At 64.4% G+C, this 17,199-nt stretch carries 14 protein-coding genes; 3 read left to right on the top strand and 11 right to left on the bottom strand.

Going from position 1 to position 17,199, the window contains the following annotated elements; genetic code table 11:
• Nucleotides 1–15: 15 nt before the first annotated feature.
• The 8 genes from odhB to FYJ91_RS18205 form a co-directional block, all read right to left on the bottom strand.
• The gene (odhB, locus tag FYJ91_RS18240; RefSeq protein ID WP_149523736.1) at nucleotides 16–1,266 is read right to left on the bottom strand and encodes a 2-oxoglutarate dehydrogenase complex dihydrolipoyllysine-residue succinyltransferase; all 1,251 of its coding nucleotides are present in this window, start codon (nucleotides 1,264–1,266) and stop codon (nucleotides 16–18) included.
• Between the two features lies 1 nt (nucleotide 1,267).
• The gene (locus tag FYJ91_RS18235) at nucleotides 1,268–4,183 is read right to left on the bottom strand and encodes a 2-oxoglutarate dehydrogenase E1 component (RefSeq protein ID WP_149523735.1); all 2,916 of its coding nucleotides are present in this window, start codon (nucleotides 4,181–4,183) and stop codon (nucleotides 1,268–1,270) included.
• Between the two features lie 352 nt (nucleotides 4,184–4,535).
• A complete protein-coding gene (sucD, locus tag FYJ91_RS18230; protein WP_149523734.1) occupies nucleotides 4,536–5,420 on the bottom strand; it encodes a succinate--CoA ligase subunit alpha in 885 nt (294 codons plus the stop codon).
• A gap of 41 nt (nucleotides 5,421–5,461) precedes the next feature.
• A complete protein-coding gene (mdh, locus tag FYJ91_RS18225) occupies nucleotides 5,462–6,424 on the bottom strand; it encodes a malate dehydrogenase (RefSeq protein WP_149523733.1) in 963 nt (320 codons plus the stop codon).
• A 247-nt stretch (nucleotides 6,425–6,671) separates the two neighbouring features.
• Entirely contained in the window at nucleotides 6,672–7,781 is a 1,110-nt protein-coding gene (gene zapE, locus FYJ91_RS18220; protein ID WP_149523732.1) for a cell division protein ZapE, read from the bottom strand.
• Nucleotides 7,778–8,245 (bottom strand): PaaI family thioesterase, encoded by a 468-nt coding sequence (locus FYJ91_RS18215; protein WP_149523731.1) that lies wholly within the window; start codon nucleotides 8,243–8,245, stop codon nucleotides 7,778–7,780. Before FYJ91_RS18215 ends, zapE begins: the two co-directional genes overlap by 4 nt.
• On the bottom strand, nucleotides 8,245–8,652 hold the full coding sequence (locus FYJ91_RS18210) for an acyl-CoA thioesterase domain-containing protein (RefSeq protein WP_149523730.1): 408 nt from the start codon (nucleotides 8,650–8,652) through the stop codon (nucleotides 8,245–8,247). The genes FYJ91_RS18215 and FYJ91_RS18210 overlap by 1 nt, the downstream gene beginning before the upstream one ends.
• 2 nt (nucleotides 8,653–8,654) lie before the next feature.
• Nucleotides 8,655–9,434: a succinate dehydrogenase iron-sulfur subunit gene (locus FYJ91_RS18205; protein ID WP_149523729.1), complete on the bottom strand. Its 780-nt coding sequence runs from the start codon at nucleotides 9,432–9,434 to the stop codon at nucleotides 8,655–8,657.
• Between the two features lie 181 nt (nucleotides 9,435–9,615).
• On the opposite strand from FYJ91_RS18205, the gene FYJ91_RS18200 reads away from it, so the two are divergent.
• On the top strand, nucleotides 9,616–11,136 hold the full coding sequence (locus FYJ91_RS18200; RefSeq protein ID WP_149523728.1) for a lipopolysaccharide biosynthesis protein: 1,521 nt from the start codon (nucleotides 9,616–9,618) through the stop codon (nucleotides 11,134–11,136).
• Here FYJ91_RS18200 and FYJ91_RS18195 read toward each other — a convergent pair.
• Nucleotides 11,129–11,926 (bottom strand): NTP transferase domain-containing protein, encoded by a 798-nt coding sequence (locus FYJ91_RS18195; protein WP_149523727.1) that lies wholly within the window; start codon nucleotides 11,924–11,926, stop codon nucleotides 11,129–11,131. The genes FYJ91_RS18200 and FYJ91_RS18195 overlap by 8 nt on opposite strands.
• A gap of 64 nt (nucleotides 11,927–11,990) precedes the next feature.
• Between FYJ91_RS18195 and FYJ91_RS18190 the strand changes: the two genes are divergently transcribed.
• Both FYJ91_RS18190 and FYJ91_RS18185 read left to right on the top strand, forming a co-directional pair.
• Nucleotides 11,991–13,124, top strand: coding sequence for a CDP-alcohol phosphatidyltransferase family protein (locus FYJ91_RS18190; RefSeq protein WP_149523726.1), 1,134 nt, complete (start codon nucleotides 11,991–11,993; stop codon nucleotides 13,122–13,124).
• Nucleotides 13,121–13,552 (top strand): HIT family protein, encoded by a 432-nt coding sequence (locus FYJ91_RS18185; protein ID WP_149523725.1) that lies wholly within the window; start codon nucleotides 13,121–13,123, stop codon nucleotides 13,550–13,552. Before FYJ91_RS18190 ends, FYJ91_RS18185 begins: the two co-directional genes overlap by 4 nt.
• Before the next feature lie 133 nt (nucleotides 13,553–13,685).
• On the opposite strand, the gene FYJ91_RS18180 is transcribed toward FYJ91_RS18185, so the two are convergent.
• Together FYJ91_RS18180 and lon are read right to left on the bottom strand one after the other, a co-directional pair.
• Nucleotides 13,686–14,432: a phosphocholine cytidylyltransferase family protein gene (locus FYJ91_RS18180; RefSeq protein WP_149523724.1), complete on the bottom strand. Its 747-nt coding sequence runs from the start codon at nucleotides 14,430–14,432 to the stop codon at nucleotides 13,686–13,688.
• A gap of 107 nt (nucleotides 14,433–14,539) precedes the next feature.
• The gene (lon, locus tag FYJ91_RS18175) at nucleotides 14,540–16,987 is read right to left on the bottom strand and encodes an endopeptidase La (RefSeq protein ID WP_149523723.1); all 2,448 of its coding nucleotides are present in this window, start codon (nucleotides 16,985–16,987) and stop codon (nucleotides 14,540–14,542) included.
• Between the last annotated feature and the right edge of the window lie 212 nt (nucleotides 16,988–17,199).

Here is a 17,199-nt window from a genome sequence, read left to right as displayed (position 1 = left end):
GGATAAAGCGTGCGATCAGAGATCGATCAGCAGACGGGTCGGATCCTCGATCGCGTTCTTGAGCGCGACGAGGAAGGTCACCGCCTCGCGACCGTCGATCAGACGGTGATCGTAGCTGAGCGCCAGATACATCATCGGGCGGACGACGACTTGGCCGTCGCGGACGACCGGGCGGTCCTCGATGCGGTGGAGGCCGAGCACGCCCGACTGCGGCGGGTTGATGATCGGGGTCGACATCAACGAACCGAAGACGCCGCCGTTGGAGATCGTGAAAGTGCCGCCCTTCATGTCTTCCATCGACAGCTTGCCTTCCTTGGCACGCTTGCCGAAATCGCCGATCGTCTTTTCGATGCCGGCGACCGTCAGCGTCTCGGCGTTGCGGATCACCGGCACGACCAGCCCGTTCGGCGCGGAGACCGCGACCGACACGTCGACATAGTCGCGATAGACGATCTCTTCGCCTTCGATCGAGGCGTTGACCGAAGGAATGTCCTTCAGCGCCATGCAGGCCGCCTTCACGAAGAAGCCCATGAAGCCCAGGCGGACGCCATGCTTCTTCTCGAACAGGTCCTTATACTTGTTCCGCGCCTCGATCACCGCGGTCATATCGACGTCGTTGAACGTCGTCAGCATCGCGGCGGTGTTCTGCGCTTCCTTCAGGCGCTTGGCGACCGTCTGCCGCAGGCGGGTCATCTTCACCCGCTCTTCGTTGCGCCCGCCCGCATTCGACGCGACCGGAGCCGCAGCGGCAGGCGATGCGGCCGGAGCCGTAGCAGCCGGCTTGGGCTGCGACTTGGCGGCGGCGACGACGTCGTCCTTGGTCACGCGGCCATCCTTGCCGGTGCCACGGATCTTCGACGGATCGACGCCATATTCCAGCACCGCGCGGCGCACCGACGGCGACAGCGTCAGCGCATCGCCCGTTTCCTCGACCGGCGCCGAAGCCGGCTCGGCCGGAGCCGCCGCTTCGGCCTTGCCGACCGCGGTGCGATCCTCGACCGCCGGGGTCGCCGAGGTGGCGGCCGCGGCCCCCGCCTCGATCCGCGCGATCACCGCGCCGACATTGACCGTATCGCCTTCGTTGACGACGAGTTCGCCGATCACGCCGGCGACGGGCGAGGGAACCTCGACCGCGACCTTGTCGGTCTCCAGGCTCGCGATCGGCTCATCGACCTTCACGGCCTCGCCAGGCTTCTTGAGCCACTGGCCCAGCGTCGCTTCGGTGATCGATTCGCCGAGCGTCGGCACCACAACATCGGTTGCCATCTTACTTACCCTTTACTTCGTGGCCGAGCGCATCGGCGATCAGTGCAGCCTGCTGCACGGCATGATTGCGGGCGAGACCGGTCGCCGTCGCGGCGGCCGCCTTGCGACCGGCATAGACCGGACGCTGAGGCTTGCCGCCGACATCGGCGAGAACCTTCTCGATATAGGGTTCGACGAAGCTCCAGGCGCCCTGGTTCTTCGGCTCCTCCTGCGCCCACACCACCGTTTCGAGGTCGGGCATCCGGCTGAACCGCGCGATCAGCGCGTCGGCCGGGAAGGGATAGATCTGCTCGAGGCGCAGGATCATCGTGGTCTGGTCGCCCGCCGCGTCGCGCGCCTCGGCCAGTTCGTAATAGAGCTTGCCCGAAACGATCACGACACGCTTCACATCCTTGTCCGCCGGGGGATTGTTGTCCGGCAGGACGCGCTGGAAGCGGGTTTCGCCGGTGAAATCCTCCAGCTTCGACACGGCCGACTTGTGCCGCAGAAGCGACTTCGGCGTCATGACGATCAGCGGTTTGCGGAACTTCCGGATCATCTGACGACGCAGCATGTGGAAGTAGTTCGCCGGGGTCGTGCAGTTCGCGACCTGCATATTATCCTCGGCGCACAGCTGGAGATAACGCTCCAGACGTGCCGAGCTATGCTCAGGACCCTGCCCTTCATAGCCGTGCGGCAGCAGCATCACGAGGCCGTTGACGCGCAGCCACTTGGCCTCGCCCGACGAGATGAACTGGTCGATGATGACCTGCGCACCGTTGGCGAAGTCGCCAAACTGGGCTTCCCACATGACGAGCGTATTCGGCGCCGCCGACGCATAGCCATATTCGAAACCGAGAACGCCGAATTCGCTGAGCGGCGAGTCGAGCACCTGGAAGCGCCGGTCCATCGCCGACAGCGGGATGTACTTGTGCCCATCCTTCTGATCGACCCAGACGGCGTGCCGCTGGCTGAACGTGCCACGGCCCGAATCCTGGCCCGACAGGCGGACGGCATAGCCTTCCTTGAGGAGCGAGCCGAAAGCCAGCGCCTCGCCGGTCGCCCAGTCGAAGCCCTCGCCGGAGGAGAACATCTCCTTCTTGGCTTCCAGAATGCGGCCGAGCGTCTTGTGGATCGCCAGCCCTTCGGGAACCGTCGTCAACTGCTTGCCGAGATCCGCGACCACCTCTTCGGTGAGCCCGGTGTCGGCGGCGCGCTTCTCGGTGATGGCCTCGCGGGGTTCCGCAAAGCCGGCCCAGTCGCCCTCGAACCAGTCGGCCTTGTTGACCTTGTAGCTCTTGCCCGCCTCGAACTCGGCTTCCAGCTTCTCGACGAACTCGGCCTCGTGGGACGAGGTCCAGTTGTCGTTAATCACGCCTTCCTGAACGAGCCGCGCGTTGTAGATCGCCGAAACCGGCGGGTGCTTGCGGATCACGTCGTACATCAGCGGCTGGGTGAAGCCCGGCTCGTCGCCTTCATTATGGCCGAAGCGGCGATAGCACCACATGTCGATCACAACATCGCGCTTGAAGGTCTGGCGATACTCGGTCGCGATCTTGCAGGCGAAGGTGACGGCTTCGGGATCGTCGCCGTTGACGTGCAGGATCGGCGCCGCGACCATCTTTGCGATGTCCGACGGATAAGGCGACGACCGCGCGAACTGCGGCGAGGTGGTGAAGCCCACCTGGTTGTTGATCACGAAGTGGATCGTGCCGCCCGTATTGTAGCCGCGCAGGCCGGAGAAGCCGAAGCATTCCATGATCACGCCCTGGCCGGCAAACGCCGCGTCACCGTGGAGCAGGATCGGCAACACCTTCTCGCGCTCGAGATCGTCGAGCTTGGTCTGCTTGGCGCGTGCCTTGCCCAGCACGACCGGGTCGACGCACTCGAGGTGCGACGGGTTCGGCGCCAGGCTCATGTGAACCTTGTTGCCGTCAAACTCGCGATCGGTGGAGGTGCCGAGGTGGTACTTCACGTCGCCCGAACCGCCGACATCCTCGGGATTGGCGGAGCCGCCGGCAAACTCGTTGAAGAGCGCACGATACGGCTTGGACATCACGTTGGTGAGCATGTTCAGACGACCGCGATGGGCCATGCCGAAGATGATCTCGTTCACGCCATAGGCGCCCGAATATTTGATCACGGCTTCCATGGCCGGGATCATCGATTCACCGCCGTCGAGACCGAAGCGCTTCGTGCCGACATATTTGCGGCCGAGGAACTTCTCCCACTGCTCGGCTTCGACGACCTTGTTCAGGATCGCCTTCTTGCCTTCGGGCGTGAAGTGGATCTCGGCGTCCTTGCCTTCCATCCGCTCCTGGAGGAAGCGGCGCTCCTCCACGTCGGGGATGTGCATATACTCAAGACCAATATTGCCGCAGTAATTCTTGCGCAGGATCGACATGATCTCACGCGGCGTCGCGCTCTGCAGGCCCAGGAACCCGCCCAGAAAAACCTGGCGGTCCATGTCGTCTTCCTTGAACCCGTGCCATTCAGGGCTGAGGTCGACCGGCTCCTCGCGCTTGCTGAGGCCCAGCGGATCGAGATTGGCGAGCAGATGGCCGCGCACGCGATAGGTGCGGATCAGCATCAGCGCGTTCATCGAATCCTGCGCGCGTTGCTGGATCTCCTCCTGGCTGATCGCCGGCGCCGCGGATGGGGCCGGAGCAGCAGCCTTCGGCGCGCCACCCTTGGCGGGCTTTGCCGCAGGCTCCATCTGGGTGGGATCGAGGCCGGCGGTCAGCGAGTCGGTGCTGCTGAGCGGCCAATTCGGATTGGCCCAGCTAGGCCCCGAAACGCTTGCTTCGATGTTGGAGAAATAGTCTTGCCAGCTCGGCTCAACGGACGACTTGTCCTGGCGATACTGACGATACAAATTCTCGACGAATGAAGGCGAAACGCCCTCCGGCCCGTCGAAAGCCACGCCTTCGATACCCAATGTCACCTCCTGGTCTGCACCCACCCCGGAGCTTAGGTCCGAAGCGCAGCAATTGGCCGGGCCGATATAGGAGCGGTATGCGACGAAGGCGAGACGCTATTTGCATCTAAATGATAGAAAATGCGCAGGAGGCTATCTTTTGATTCCAAAGCCCTAATTCCTCCCCGGCGCGGCGAGGTGGCACGCCGCAGGCATGACGGAAGGGGTTCGCCACAATCGGCGCCACCTGCCTCCTGCCCCCTCCACCGCTTCGCGGTCCCCCTCCCCGTGCCGGGGAGGATCAAGAAGACAAAGAAAACGGCGGCCGGGTTGCCCCGACCGCCGCTTCGAAATCGCTCAGGTGGCGAAGGGCTTAGCCCTTGAGCACCTCGGCCAGCGTCTCGCCGAGCAGCGAGGGGCTTGCCGCCACCTTGATGCCGGCTGCTTCCATCGCCGCGATCTTGTCGTCGGCGCCGCCCTGGCCGCCCGAGACAATCGCGCCGGCGTGGCCCATGCGACGCCCCGGAGGCGCCGTGCGGCCCGCGATGAAGCCGGCCATCGGCTTCTTGCGGCCCTTCTTGGCCTCGTCGATCAGGAACTGAGCAGCTTCCTCTTCGGCCGAACCGCCGATTTCGCCGATCATGATAATCGACTTGGTCTCATCGTCGGCCAGGAACAGCTCGAGCATGTCGATGAAGTTCGTGCCGTTGACCGGATCGCCACCGATGCCGACCGCCGTGGTCTGACCAAGGCCGATCGCCGAGGTCTGGAACACCGCTTCATAGGTCAGCGTGCCCGAACGCGAGACGACGCCGACCGAACCCTTCTTGAAGATGCTGCCCGGCATGATGCCGATCTTGCACTCGTTCGGCGTCAGGACGCCGGGGCAGTTCGGGCCGATCAGGCGCGACTTGGAGCCGATCAGGGCGCGCTTCACCTTGATCATGTCGATCACGGGGATGCCTTCGGTGATCGTGACGATCAGCGGCACTTCGGCGTCGATTGCTTCGAGGATCGAGTCGGCCGCGAAGGGCGGCGGAACGTAGATCACCGAAGCATCGGCGCCGGTCGCCGCAACCGCTTCATGAACGGTGTTGAAGTTGGGCAGACCGATATGGGTCGTACCACCCTTCCCCGGCGTAACGCCGCCGACCATCTGCGTGCCATAGGCCAGCGCCTGTTCGGTGTGGAACGTACCGGTATTGCCGGTCATACCCTGGGTGATGACCTTGGTGTTCTTGTTGACGAGGATCGACATGGACTGTGGAGCCTTCCGGGAAGAGGTTGTCGATTGATCGATTATGCGAGCGAGGGATCGATGCCCTTGCAAGCGACCAGCAGTTCCTTGACCGCGTCGACCGAGACGGTGAGGTTGGCCTTCGCCTCGTCGTCGAGCTTCACCTCGATGATCTTCTCGACGCCGCCGGCGCCGAACAGGACGGGCACGCCGACATAGAGATCGTTGACGCCATATTCGCCCGACAGATAGGCGGCCGCAGGCAGGATGCGCTTCTGGTCACCTAGATAGGCTTCCGCCATCGCGATCGCCGAGGTCGCGGGGGCATAGAAGGCCGAACCGGTCTTGAGCAGCGCGACGATCTCGCCGCCGCCGCCGCGGGTACGCTTGACGATCGCGTCGATACGCTCCTTGGTCGACAGGCCCATCGAGATCAGGTCGGTGACGGGAATGCCCGACACGGTCGAATATTCGAGGACCGGCACCATCGTGTCGCCGTGGCCGCCCAGCACGAAACTGTTCACGTCCTTGACCGACACCTGGAACTCGTCGGCGAGGAAGTGGCTGAAGCGCGCCGAATCGAGCACGCCAGCCATGCCGACGACCTTGTTGTGCGGCAGGCCCGAAAATTCGCGCAGCGCCCACACCATCGCGTCGAGCGGGTTGGTGATGCAGATGACAAAGGCATCGGGGGCGTTGGCCTTGATGCCCTCACCCACGGCCTTCATGACCTTCAGGTTGATGCCGAGCAGATCGTCGCGGCTCATGCCCGGCTTGCGGGCGACACCGGCGGTGACGATGATGACGTCGGCGCCCTTGATGTCGGCGTAATCGTTGGTGCCGATGATCTTAGAGTCGAAGCCCTCGACCGGGCCGCACTGCGACAGATCGAGTGCCTTGCCCTGAGGAACGCCCTCGACCACGTCGAACAGGACGATGTCACCCAGTCCCTTGAGGGCCGCCAGGTGAGCCAGCGTGCCGCCGATATTGCCGGCGCCGATCAACGCAATCTTAGTACGAGCCATCAGCCCCTCCCGAAAGAAATCGCATGACTAAGGCGGCCGCGTGGACACCGCCGCCTATAGAACGGAGCCCGCTTAGCTCCGTGATCCGGCGTGGGCAACCACCGGATTGGCATCACGCGACGTTTTTTCATGCAGCGCAGCAATCGGTGGTTCGGGACAGCCTCGCCCCATTCGCTCGTCATTGCGAGCGGAGCCAAGCAATCCAGTCAGCAGTTCGGAGTGGATTAAGAGGAGGAGAGGTGCGCCCCTACTCCCCGTGGCCCGCCGCCAGATAGTCCTGGCTCTGCATCTCCATCAGGCGCGATACGGTGCGTTCGAACTCGAAGGCGCCGTCGCCTTCCGGATAGAGCACGATCGGCTCGGCATCGGCGGTCGCGAGCAGCTTGACCTTATGTTCGTACAGTGCGTCGATCAGCACCTTGAAGCGCGCCGCCTCGTTCCGGTTGTCCGGCCCGAGGATCGGAATGCCGACGATGAAGACGGTGTGATAATTGCGCGCGATCGCCAGATAATCGGCCGCGCCGCGCGCTTCCGAGCACAGGCGCTTGAACGAGAAGACCGCAACGCCCTTCAGGCTCTTGGGCACGTGGATCGTCCGCCCCCCGGGGACCGCCAGCTCGGCCGAGGGCACGTGCGCCGCATCCTCCGGCGGATAGTCAGTCAGACGGAAGAACGCCTTGGACAGCGCCTGCGTCGATGCCTGACCGTTAGGCGAATACCAGGTGGGAAAGCCGCCCAGCCGTTCGAGCCGGTAATCGACCGGCCCGTTCAGGCACAGCACGTCGAGCCGATCCTTGATCAGCGCGATGAACGGCAGGAACAACTGGCGGTTAAGCCCATCCTTGTAGAGATCATCTGGCGGCCGGTTCGATGTCGTCACCACGGTCACGCCCGCATCGATCAGGCCGGTGAACAGCCGGCTGAGGATCGCCGCATCGGCCATATTGTTGACGACCATCTCGTCGAAGCACAGCAGCTTGGCCTCGGCGGCCACCGCATCGACCACGGGCGGGATCGGATCGCCCTTCTCCTTGGTCCGCTCGACGCGCAGCCGATCGTGGATCTCGAGCATGAACTCGTGGAAATGGACGCGGCGCTTCGACGGCGTGTCCACGCAGTCGAAGAACAGGTCCATCATCATCGATTTGCCGCGGCCCACCCCGCCCCACATGTAAAGGCCGCGCGGGGACGGCGGCGGCTTCTTGAGCATCCGCCACAACACGCTGCCCTTGTTCGGCTGCGTCTCGAACTGGCGGCCGAGTTCGGCGAGCCGCCCCACCGTCGCGCGCTGGTCGGGATCGGGACGAAGTTCGCCGGCCGCAACCAGCGCCTCGTAACGGGCGAGAACGTCTGTCATTTGCCCTCTGACTTCTTCTTGACCGTGCCGGTGAACGCGACGCAGGCCTGCCCGTCCTGCTCCATCACCCCGCGCACGAAATACAGCCGATATGTTTCGCGCAGCAGTTCGACGACGATGTCCACGGGCTTGCCCGGCCGCAGCGGCGCGAGGAACTGGGTCGAGCTGTCGACGGTCGATCCGCCGACCACGCGCTCGACCCCCAAAGCGATCGGGGCGATGAACAGCACCTGATCGACCAGCGCCATCACGTAACCGCCGTGGACGGTTTCCTTCGAATTGGTATGGCGCGCATCCAGATCGAAGCGGATCCGCACGTGCCTGTCGTCCTCGACCCGGTAACGGGTCGCGCCATAGACATCGACGAAGCGGCCCACCGAAGGTGCCGGGCGATAGCGCCAGCCGGAATTCGCGGGATCGTCGACGAACCCGCGATCGTCATCCCAGTTACGATCTTCCGCCATCAACGCAGCTTCCGCAGCGTCGCAGTGCCGTGAAGCGCGACGTCGTCCCCCTGCGCGAGCAGCAACCGCAGGAACTGCATCCGCCCGGTCTCGCGGATCAGCTCGACCTTGCCCTCCAGTGGACGGCCGATCACCGCCCCAGCCGGATAATCGAACGCGATCGAGATGGTGACGCACGGCACGTTCGCCGCACGCAGGAACACGCCCGCGACATGCTCACCCAGCCCGGCGAGGAAGGCCCCGTGGATATTGCCCAGCGTGTTGCCCGCATGCGCAGGCGCCTCGGCGAGAACGGCCATATGAGCGCCGTCGCGCCGATAGCGGATCGGCGCCCAGGTCGCGGGCCAGGTGCCCGCCTCGCTCATGTCCCAGATATGCCAGCCGTCGGTGTCGATCCGATCGGGCACGATCAGATCTGGCGCTCGACTTCCATCTTCTTGATCTCCGCGATCGCCTTGGCGGGGCTGAGACCCTTCGGGCAGACGTTCGCGCAGTTCATGATGGTGTGGCAGCGATAGAGACGGAACGGATCCTCGAGCTCGTCGAGACGCTCGCCCGTAAACTCATCGCGGCTGTCGGCGAGCCAGCGATAGGCCTGCAGCAGGATCGCCGGGCCCAGGAACTTGTCGCTGTTCCACCAGTAGCTCGGGCACGAGGTCGAGCAGCACGCGCACAGGATGCACTCGTACAGTCCGTCCAGCTTCGCGCGATCCTCCGGCGACTGCAGGCGCTCCTTGCCCGAAGGGGTCGGCGTTACCGTCTGCAACCAGGGCTTGATCGACGAATATTGCGCGTAGAAATGGGTGAAGTCGGGAACGAGATCCTTGATCACGTCCATGTGCGGCAGCGGGGTGATGCGCACATCGCCCTTCACGTCCTCGATCGCGGTGGTGCAGGCAAGGCCGTTCCTGCCGTCGATATTCATCGAGCACGATCCGCAAATGCCCTCGCGGCACGAGCGACGGAAGGTCAGCGACGGATCCTGCTCGCTCTTGATCTTGATCAGAGCGTCGAGAACCATCGGGCCGCATTCTTCCAAGTCGATCTGGAAATTGTCGTAGCGGGGATTCTCGCCGCTATCGGGATCGTAGCGATAGACCTTGAAATTGCGCGGCTTCTTCGCGCCTTCGGCCCGAACCGTCTTGCCCTTCTTGATGACGCTGTTCTTGGGAAGCGCGAATTCGGCCATGAATCGAAACCCCTTTGTTCACGCGGTCGCGATAGCGCGTGTTTCCCGAAGGCTCAATGGTGCAATGCGGCTTACGGGTTTCCATTCGCGGTATCGTCATTGCGTGTGGGGGAATGGGGCAACAATGACAGACATCGGCTCGCTTGCGCACGCGCGGGGACCATCTAGAAGCGCAGACGCAATGGACGTGCTCCCGGATACGCCCCCGACATCCCGTCACGTCGCCAAGGGCGCGGGCGCCGCTTTGCTTGCACGGGCGGGCGGCGCGATCGAAATCATATCGCAGCCGCTTTACGTTCTGCTGTTCGGCCTGCCGACCTATGGGCTCTACACCGTGCTGTGGGCGGCGGTGAACCTGACCGAGAATATCTTCGACATGGGCATGACGAACGCGCTCCAGCGCGTCGTTCCACAGGCGCGCAACGATGCCGAGCGCGCGGCCGCGCTGCGATCGGCGATGATCGCGGGGGTCGGCCCCTGCCTGCTGATCGCGCTGATCGCCTCGCTCGCCGCGCCGTGGATCGCGCCGATTTTCAATGTCGCCGCCAAGGATGCGGGGGCGGTCGTCGCCGGCATCCGCATCTTCGCCTGGGCGCTGCCCTTTTGGGCCTATGTCGAGATCGCAACCTCGGCGCTCCGATCGCGCAAGGCCTTCGGCCCGGAAATCCGTCTGCGTATCCTGTGGGAACAGGTGATGCGGATGATCGCGGCCACCGCGTTGTGGGCGCTGGGCGCCGGTGCGCTTGGCCTGCTGATCGCGCACCTTACCTCGCTCGCGATCACCTGCGTACTTTCGACCCGGCTGCTCAAGCACTATTACCGGCTCGATCTCGCGCTCACGCCTGCGGGCGCGGAAATGTTCAACAAGACGCTCGTCGCGGGCATCTCGGTCCTACCCAGCAACATCATCGCCCGCCTCTTCGCCGATGCGCCGCCTTTGATCCTCAACATCATGATCCCCGGCGCGGCCGGCGCCAGCGCGTCAGGCCTGTTCGCGATCGCGCGCAAGATCGCCAGCGTGGTCCAGTTGATCCGCCAGGCCTTCTCCTACGTCATGGCGCCGCTCGCCTCCGAAGCCGTGCGACATGACAAGCGCGCGGTGACAGAGATCTATGCCTTCTCGACGCGCCTCACGACCGTCGTCGCGCTTCCCATCGTATGCGGGGTGATCGGCACCGGCAGCGCACTCCTCGGCCTGTTCGGGCCAGCGGGACAGGCGGCGTGGTGGCCGCTCGCCTTGCTGACCCTCGCACGGCTGATCGAAGCGATTGCGGGGGCCGCGGGGACGATCCAGAACGTCATCAGCCGCTATCACCATCCGCTCTACGGCGCGGTGTTGGGCCTGCTCACCTCACTCGCCCTGATCGCGTTCCTGCTGCCCGAAGACGGCATCATCGGGATGGGCATAGCGGTGGCGGCCGGGATCATCGTGTCGGATATCGTGCCGGTATGGATGTTGTGGCGACACGACCATGTCCAGCCGTTCGAATCGCCCTTCCTGCGCGTCGCGACGATCACGACGCTGATCAGTCTGGGGATATTGGCGATAACCTTCGCCGCGACCGCACTCCCCGATGCGCCGCGCCTGATCGGCTGCGTCATCCTGATCCTCGCCGGCATCTGGGCCTCGGGCCGCTTCGCCCTGCCCGAGTCCGACAAGCTCGCCCTGGGCAAGACGGCGCGCAAACTGCGCCTTATTTGAACAGCGTCCGCGCCGCGAAGATCGCCTCGACCAATTCGTGGTCCGACAGCTTGTCGACGTCGATACAGGCTTCCGCCTGCGTCAGTACGACCGCCTTCGCCTTGATCCCCAGCCGCCGCCCCGCAATTGTGATCGCCTGGTGCAACGACGCGATCCGCAAGCCGATCAACAGCGCGAGGCCGTAGCCGAACGCCCCAAGCACCGCGCGCGCCTTCTTCCGCTGCTGTTCGATCCCGCGCCACACCGCCAGCGCCTTCTCCGCCCCCGGCCCGCCGAGCCAGAACAGGTTCGCCCCCGAATAGGCCCCACCGCGAAAACGCAGCCAGGTCCGCTTGTTGCCCGGATAGGCCGCCTCCAGCGTCCGCCGCTCGACCAGCGCGACGCCGATGTCGGCGCCCGCCGTCCCTGCCACGAAGGCGTCGACCATCGGATTGCTCAGCAGCACATTGTCCGCGGTCGTGACCAGCATCGGCCACGCCAGCCCGCGCCCTTCGATCGCACCCAATATCGCTTCGACGATCGATCCCGGCCCGTCATATGTCTCGACGCGCGGATCATCGCGCAGCCACGCCGTTTGCGGATGATCAAAGAACCCCTCCGGCTCCTGCCCCACGATCACTAGCCGCCCCACATCGTCACGCGCCAGCAGCGTCTCTGCGACCCGATCGAGCATCGGCCGCCCCGCAACAGGTACCAGCGCCTTGCGTTCGATCCCAAAATGGCTCGCCAGCGGGTCGACGCCGGGGCGCTGTCCGGCCAGCAGGATGATCGTGAGTCGCGAAGCTGTCATGGCTGAAACTCTTGCGTCACGACGTGCGTATCGGCAAGGAAGCCGACCCACACCTATATAGACGATGATGAGCAACCTCCCCGCCCCCGCCGTCCTGATCGCAGGCGCCAACCCGACCCTGATCTGGGGCATGACCAGCGAAGAGCGCCTTCGCCGCATTGCGGTCGCGCGCAAGCTGCCTACCACCCGCACCGAGCCCGACGGCCCGGTGCTGATCGCGGCGGCGAGCCATGTGTTCGATCCGCAGTGGATCGGCTTCATGCTCGACCGGCCCGGCGCGGTGCTGACCAGCGGCGATGTGCCCGTCCTCGCCCACCTCACGGGCAATCGATCCGCCGACCTGATCCGTAAGGCGATGGCCGAGGGGCATCCGCTGCCCGAGGAACTGCCGGTGGAAATCGTGCGCGCCGAGGATCATCGCGTCTTCTACAATGTCGCGCTGCGCAAGCGCGAGGAGCCGATGCTCGAGCCGCTGACCCCCGGCAATGTCCGTGCGATCGAGCGGATGAGCTATTTCGGCGCCTACAAGGGCGTCACCGACATCCTGACCAAATATCTGTGGCCGGAATGGGCGCTGGTGCTCACCCGCATCTCGGCGAAGATCGGCCTGACACCCAACATGATCACCGGTATCGGCGCGGCCTTCTGCGTCTTCGCGACCGTGCTGTTCGCTTACGGCCATTATTGGTGGGGTATGGCGGCGGGGCTGGTTTTCATGGTACTCGACACCGTCGACGGGAAGCTCGCCCGCTGCACGATCACATCGTCGCATTGGGGCAATGTCGCCGATCACGGCATGGATCTGGTCCACCCGCCCTTCTGGTGGTGGTTCTGGGCGACCGGACTTGCCGCCTGGGGGCTCGCCTTCGGCGATGCGACCTTCTGGTGGGTGCAGGGCGTCATCCAGATCGGCTATTGGGTGCAGCGCGCGATCGAAGGCATCTTCATGCGCCGCAACGGCCTGATGCACATCCATGTGTGGGAAAAGATCGACAGCGATTTCCGCCTGATAACCGCGCGGCGCAACCCGAACATGGTGATCCTTTTCGTAGCCACGGCGTTTCAACGTCCTGACATCGGCCTGATCGCCGTCGCGGTGTGGACCGGCCTGTCGTGCCTGTTCCACCTCGTCCGGCTGATCCAGGCCGAGGTCCGGCGCGCGAACGGAGAGGCGATTACATCATGGCTGGCGGCATGAACGACACGATCCGCGCCTTCGGGCACCCGGCGACCCTGGTGCACGAATATGCGCATTGGGTCGTCCTGCTCCGCCCCGCCCAACCGACCTTGGGCGCGCTGGTGCTGGCGGCGAAGGGCGATGCGACCGCGTTCGGCGATCTCCCGGCCGAGGCGCACGCAGAACTAAAGGTCGTCACCGCCGACATCGAAGCCGCGCTCACCGTGGCGGTCGGCTATGCCAAGATCAACTATCTGATGCTGATGATGGTGGACCCCCACGTCCACTTCCACGTCCTCCCCCGCTACGAAGGGTCACGCGAACATGCGGGCGTCTCGGTGACGGACGCCGGCTGGCCGAAGGTGCCCGCGCTTGGCGAAGCGGTTACGCTCGACGATGCGCAGAAGGCCGCGTTGGTCGAATGGCTCCAGGGCCACTGGCCGCGCTGACCTAAAGATCCTCCCCCGGAGGGGGGCCGGCGCAGCCGGTGGAGGGGTAATCTCCACGCACACTAAATCCCGTTGCCGGCCAATACCTCTCCACCATCCTTCGGCTGGTCCCCCTCTCCCTCCGGGAGAGGATTTAGGCCCCCGCAACCCACCCGTCGGTCAGCGCCTTGGCGATCGCCAAATCCTCAGGAAAGTCGACCTCGGCCCACTTCTGCCCTTCGATCGAAACGGTCCCCACCACGCCCGTTGGCGCGAGCGCGTGGATCGCCTTCAGATACCAGTTCAGCGTTCCTTCGGGCGTCCGCATCATCGCTTCCACCTGATCGCGGAAGATGCGCGGGCCATCGCCCTTGAAGCCCAGCATGCCGATCGATTCCGCATTGGTCTCGTGCGGCTTCAGCGTCTTGCCGATCTGGACTAGCCGATCGCCCTCGCGCTGCACCTTCATGTCGTCGAGGTCGTAATCGTCCTTCACGTCGATCGTCACGTTGATCGGCGCCTTCGCCCCCGCGATCAGCGTGCCGACGATGCCCGGCGAGACCAAAGTATCGCCATTCAGGATGATGAAGTCCTGATCCATCTCCTCGCGCACGATCCAGCATGAGCCCAGATTGTCGGCGACCTTGTAGAACGGGTTGAAGCGCGGGCGGATCGTCAGGCCGGGATGCGCGGCCGCGATCTCCGCCAGCGCGGCGTTCAGCTTGGCGTCCTGAAATCCGGTGACGACCGCGATCTCGCTGATCCCGTTGGCGACGAGCGAGGCAACCTGCCACGCGATCAGGGTCTTGCCCGAAAAATCGATCAGGCATTTCGGCCGATCGGCCGTGAGCGGCAACAGGCGCGAGCCTTGGCCGGCCGCAAGGATGATGGCTTTCTTCATGGGCCCGCCGCTAAGCCGAAAATGCGGCAGGATCATGGAGTGGGCGCGAGACCGCCACCCAGAATCCTACCAAAAAGGCCGGACGTTTCCGCCCGGCCTCTTCGTGATCAGTGGTGGACCGTTCCCGTTGCCGGCCCCGGCGCGCCTGCGGGCGGCACAGGCTGGCTCGCGAGGTCGTCGGCCTCGGTCCAGACGATCGGGGTGGTTTCACCCGCTAGCGCCAGTTCGAGGACCTCGTCGACATGCGAAACGGGGATGATCTTCAGCCCTTCGCGCACATTCGCCGGAATTTCGGCCAGATCCTTCTCATTCTCCTTGGGGATGAGAACGGTCGTAATCCCGCCTCGCAGCGCCGCCAGCAGCTTCTCCTTCAGGCCGCCGATCGGCAGCACGCGGCCACGTAGCGTCACCTCCCCGGTCATCGCGACCTCGCGACGAACCGGGATGCCGGTGAGTGCCGAAACGATGCACGTGACGATGCCGATGCCCGCCGACGGCCCGTCCTTGGGCACCGCGCCTTCGGGCAGGTGGATGTGAACGTCCTTGCGGCCGAACAGGGTCGGTTTGATGCCATAGCCCGGCGCGCGGGCGCGAACGAAGCTGAAGGCGGCCTGGACCGATTCCTTCATCACGTCGCCCAGCTTGCCGGTGGTGTGCACGCCGCCCTTGCCGGGCACCGTGACCGCCTCGATCGTGAGCAGTTCGCCGCCCACCTCGGTCCACGCCAGCCCCGTCACCGCGCCGATCTGATCCTCTTCCTCACCAATGCCGAAGCGGAACTTACGGACACCGGAGAATTCGTGGAGGTTTTCTGGCGTAACGACGACACTCTCCGCTTTGCCCTCGAGGATGCGACGCAGCGCCTTGCGCGCGACCTTGGCGATCTCGCGCTCCAGTGTGCGCACGCCCGCCTCACGGGTGTAGTAGCGGATCAGGTCGCGCAAAGCGGCCTCGGTCAGCTCGAACTCAGCAGGCTTCAGGCCATGTGCCTCAACCTGCTTGTCACGCAGATGCTCCTGCGCGATCGCGACCTTCTCGTCCTCGGTATAACCTTCCAGACGGATGATCTCCATGCGATCGAGCAATGGCTGCGGCAGGTTCAGGCTGTTCGCGGTGCACACGAACATCACGTCCGACAGATCGATGTCGATCTCCAGATAGTGATCCTGGAACTTGCTGTTCTGTTCTGGATCGAGAACCTCGAGCAGAGCCGACGCAGGATCGCCGCGGAAATCCTGACCCAGCTTGTCGATTTCGTCGAGCAGGAACAGTGGGTTGGACGCACCAGCCTTCTTCAGGTTGGTCACGATCTTGCCCGGCAGCGAGCCGATATAGGTGCGGCGGTGGCCACGGATCTCGGCTTCGTCACGCACGCCGCCCAGCGACTGGCGCACGAACTGACGCCCGGTCGCCTTGGCGATCGAACGGCCGAGCGAGGTCTTGCCGACACCCGGCGGCCCGACGAGGCACAGGATCGGCCCCTTCAGCTTGTTGGTGCGCGCCTGAACCGCCAGATATTCGACGATCCGGTCCTTCACCTTTTCCAGCCCGTGATGATCGGCATCGAGCACGGCCTGCGCCGCCGCGATATCCTTCTTGAGCTTCGACTTCTTGCCCCAAGGCAGGCCCAGCAGCACGTCAAGATAGTTGCGGACGACGGTCGCCTCCGCCGACATTGGGGCCATCGTGCGAAGCTTCTTCAGCTCCGCATTTGCCTTCGACCGCGCTTCCTTCGACAGCTTGAGTTCGGCGATCTTCTGCGTCAACTCGGCCAGCTCGTCGCCGCCCTCGCCTTCGTCGCCGCCATTACCCAGCTCGCGCTGGATCGCCTTGAGCTGTTCATTGAGATAATATTCGCGCTGGGTCTTCTCCATCTGCCGCTTCACGCGGCTGCGGATCTTCTTTTCGACCTGCAGGACACCCAGTTCGCCTTCCATCAGCGCGAACGCCATCTCCAGCCGCTTGGCCGGATCGAGCTCGACCAGCAGCGCCTGCTTTTCGGCGACCTTGATCGAGATGTTCGCGGCGACCGAGTCGGCCAGCTTCGACGGATCCTCGATCTGGCTCAGCTGCACGCTGGTTTCGGCGGGCAGCTTCTTGTTGAGCCGCGCGTAATTTTCGAACTGATCGATCACCGAACGCATCAGCGCCGAAAGCTCGTGGCTCATCGGCGTCGCGGGTTCGGCGGCAATGCTGTCATCTTCCTCGTCCTCCGCCGCTTCGAGCAGCTCGATAGCGGCGTTGAGATGGGTTTCGCCTTCGACCAGCTCGGTCAGCCGCGCGCGCTGCTTTCCCTCGACCAGCACGCGGACGGTGCCATCGGGAAGCTTGAGGAGTTGCAGCACGGTGGCCACGACGCCGAGGTCGTAAAGGGCATCACGATCGGGATCGTCCTCGGCCGGATCGAGCTGGGCCACCAGGAAGATCGACTTGTCCGCCGCCATCGCGGCTTCGAGCGCCGCCACCGATTTCTCGCGGCCGACGAACAGGGGCACGATCATATGGGGGAACACGACGATGTCGCGCAGCGGCAGCAGGGGCAGTGTTTCGGTCATCTAGTCTCCAGAGGCGGACTCGGGGTTCGCCGTTTCGACAACCTATATGGGCGGGCACAGGTTCACTATCAATGAAGCTGCCCGCCCCCCGCCGCACCTTTGTCTTTTCGCGCCAACAGATGAGGTTTGTGGGGCGATGCCCTCCCCTCCCCACTCGTCATTGCGAGGAGCCGAAGGCGACGAAGCAATCCACTCCGCAGTTCGGAATGGAT

The organism is Sphingomonas montanisoli, from assembly GCF_008274695.1.
Lineage (GTDB): Bacteria > Pseudomonadota > Alphaproteobacteria > Sphingomonadales > Sphingomonadaceae > Rhizorhabdus > Rhizorhabdus montanisoli.
Note: the sequence above shows the minus strand (reverse complement) of the source record. Positions and strands in the feature narration are given on the sequence as shown.

Bases quoted from the DNA above. Each gene is read 5' to 3' on its own strand.
- FYJ91_RS18190 (WP_149523726.1), top strand. From the start codon at position 11,991: ATGATGAGCAACCTCCCCGCCCCCGCCGTCCTGATCGCAGGCGCCAAC.
- FYJ91_RS18205 (WP_149523729.1), bottom strand. From the start codon at position 9,434: ATGGCCGAATTCGCGCTTCCCAAGAACAGCGTCATCAAGAAGGGCAAG.
- FYJ91_RS18215 (WP_149523731.1), bottom strand. From the start codon at position 8,245: ATGGCGGAAGATCGTAACTGGGATGACGATCGCGGGTTCGTCGACGAT.
- zapE (WP_149523732.1), bottom strand. From the start codon at position 7,781: ATGACAGACGTTCTCGCCCGTTACGAGGCGCTGGTTGCGGCCGGCGAA.
- sucD (WP_149523734.1), bottom strand. From the start codon at position 5,420: ATGTCGATCCTCGTCAACAAGAACACCAAGGTCATCACCCAGGGTATG.
- FYJ91_RS18185 (WP_149523725.1), top strand. From the start codon at position 13,121: ATGAACGACACGATCCGCGCCTTCGGGCACCCGGCGACCCTGGTGCAC.
- FYJ91_RS18195 (WP_149523727.1), bottom strand. From the start codon at position 11,926: ATGACAGCTTCGCGACTCACGATCATCCTGCTGGCCGGACAGCGCCCC.
- FYJ91_RS18180 (WP_149523724.1), bottom strand. From the start codon at position 14,432: ATGAAGAAAGCCATCATCCTTGCGGCCGGCCAAGGCTCGCGCCTGTTG.
- odhB (WP_149523736.1), bottom strand. From the start codon at position 1,266: ATGGCAACCGATGTTGTGGTGCCGACGCTCGGCGAATCGATCACCGAA.
- mdh (WP_149523733.1), bottom strand. From the start codon at position 6,424: ATGGCTCGTACTAAGATTGCGTTGATCGGCGCCGGCAATATCGGCGGC.
- lon (WP_149523723.1), bottom strand. From the start codon at position 16,987: ATGACCGAAACACTGCCCCTGCTGCCGCTGCGCGACATCGTCGTGTTC.
- FYJ91_RS18200 (WP_149523728.1), top strand. From the start codon at position 9,616: ATGGACGTGCTCCCGGATACGCCCCCGACATCCCGTCACGTCGCCAAG.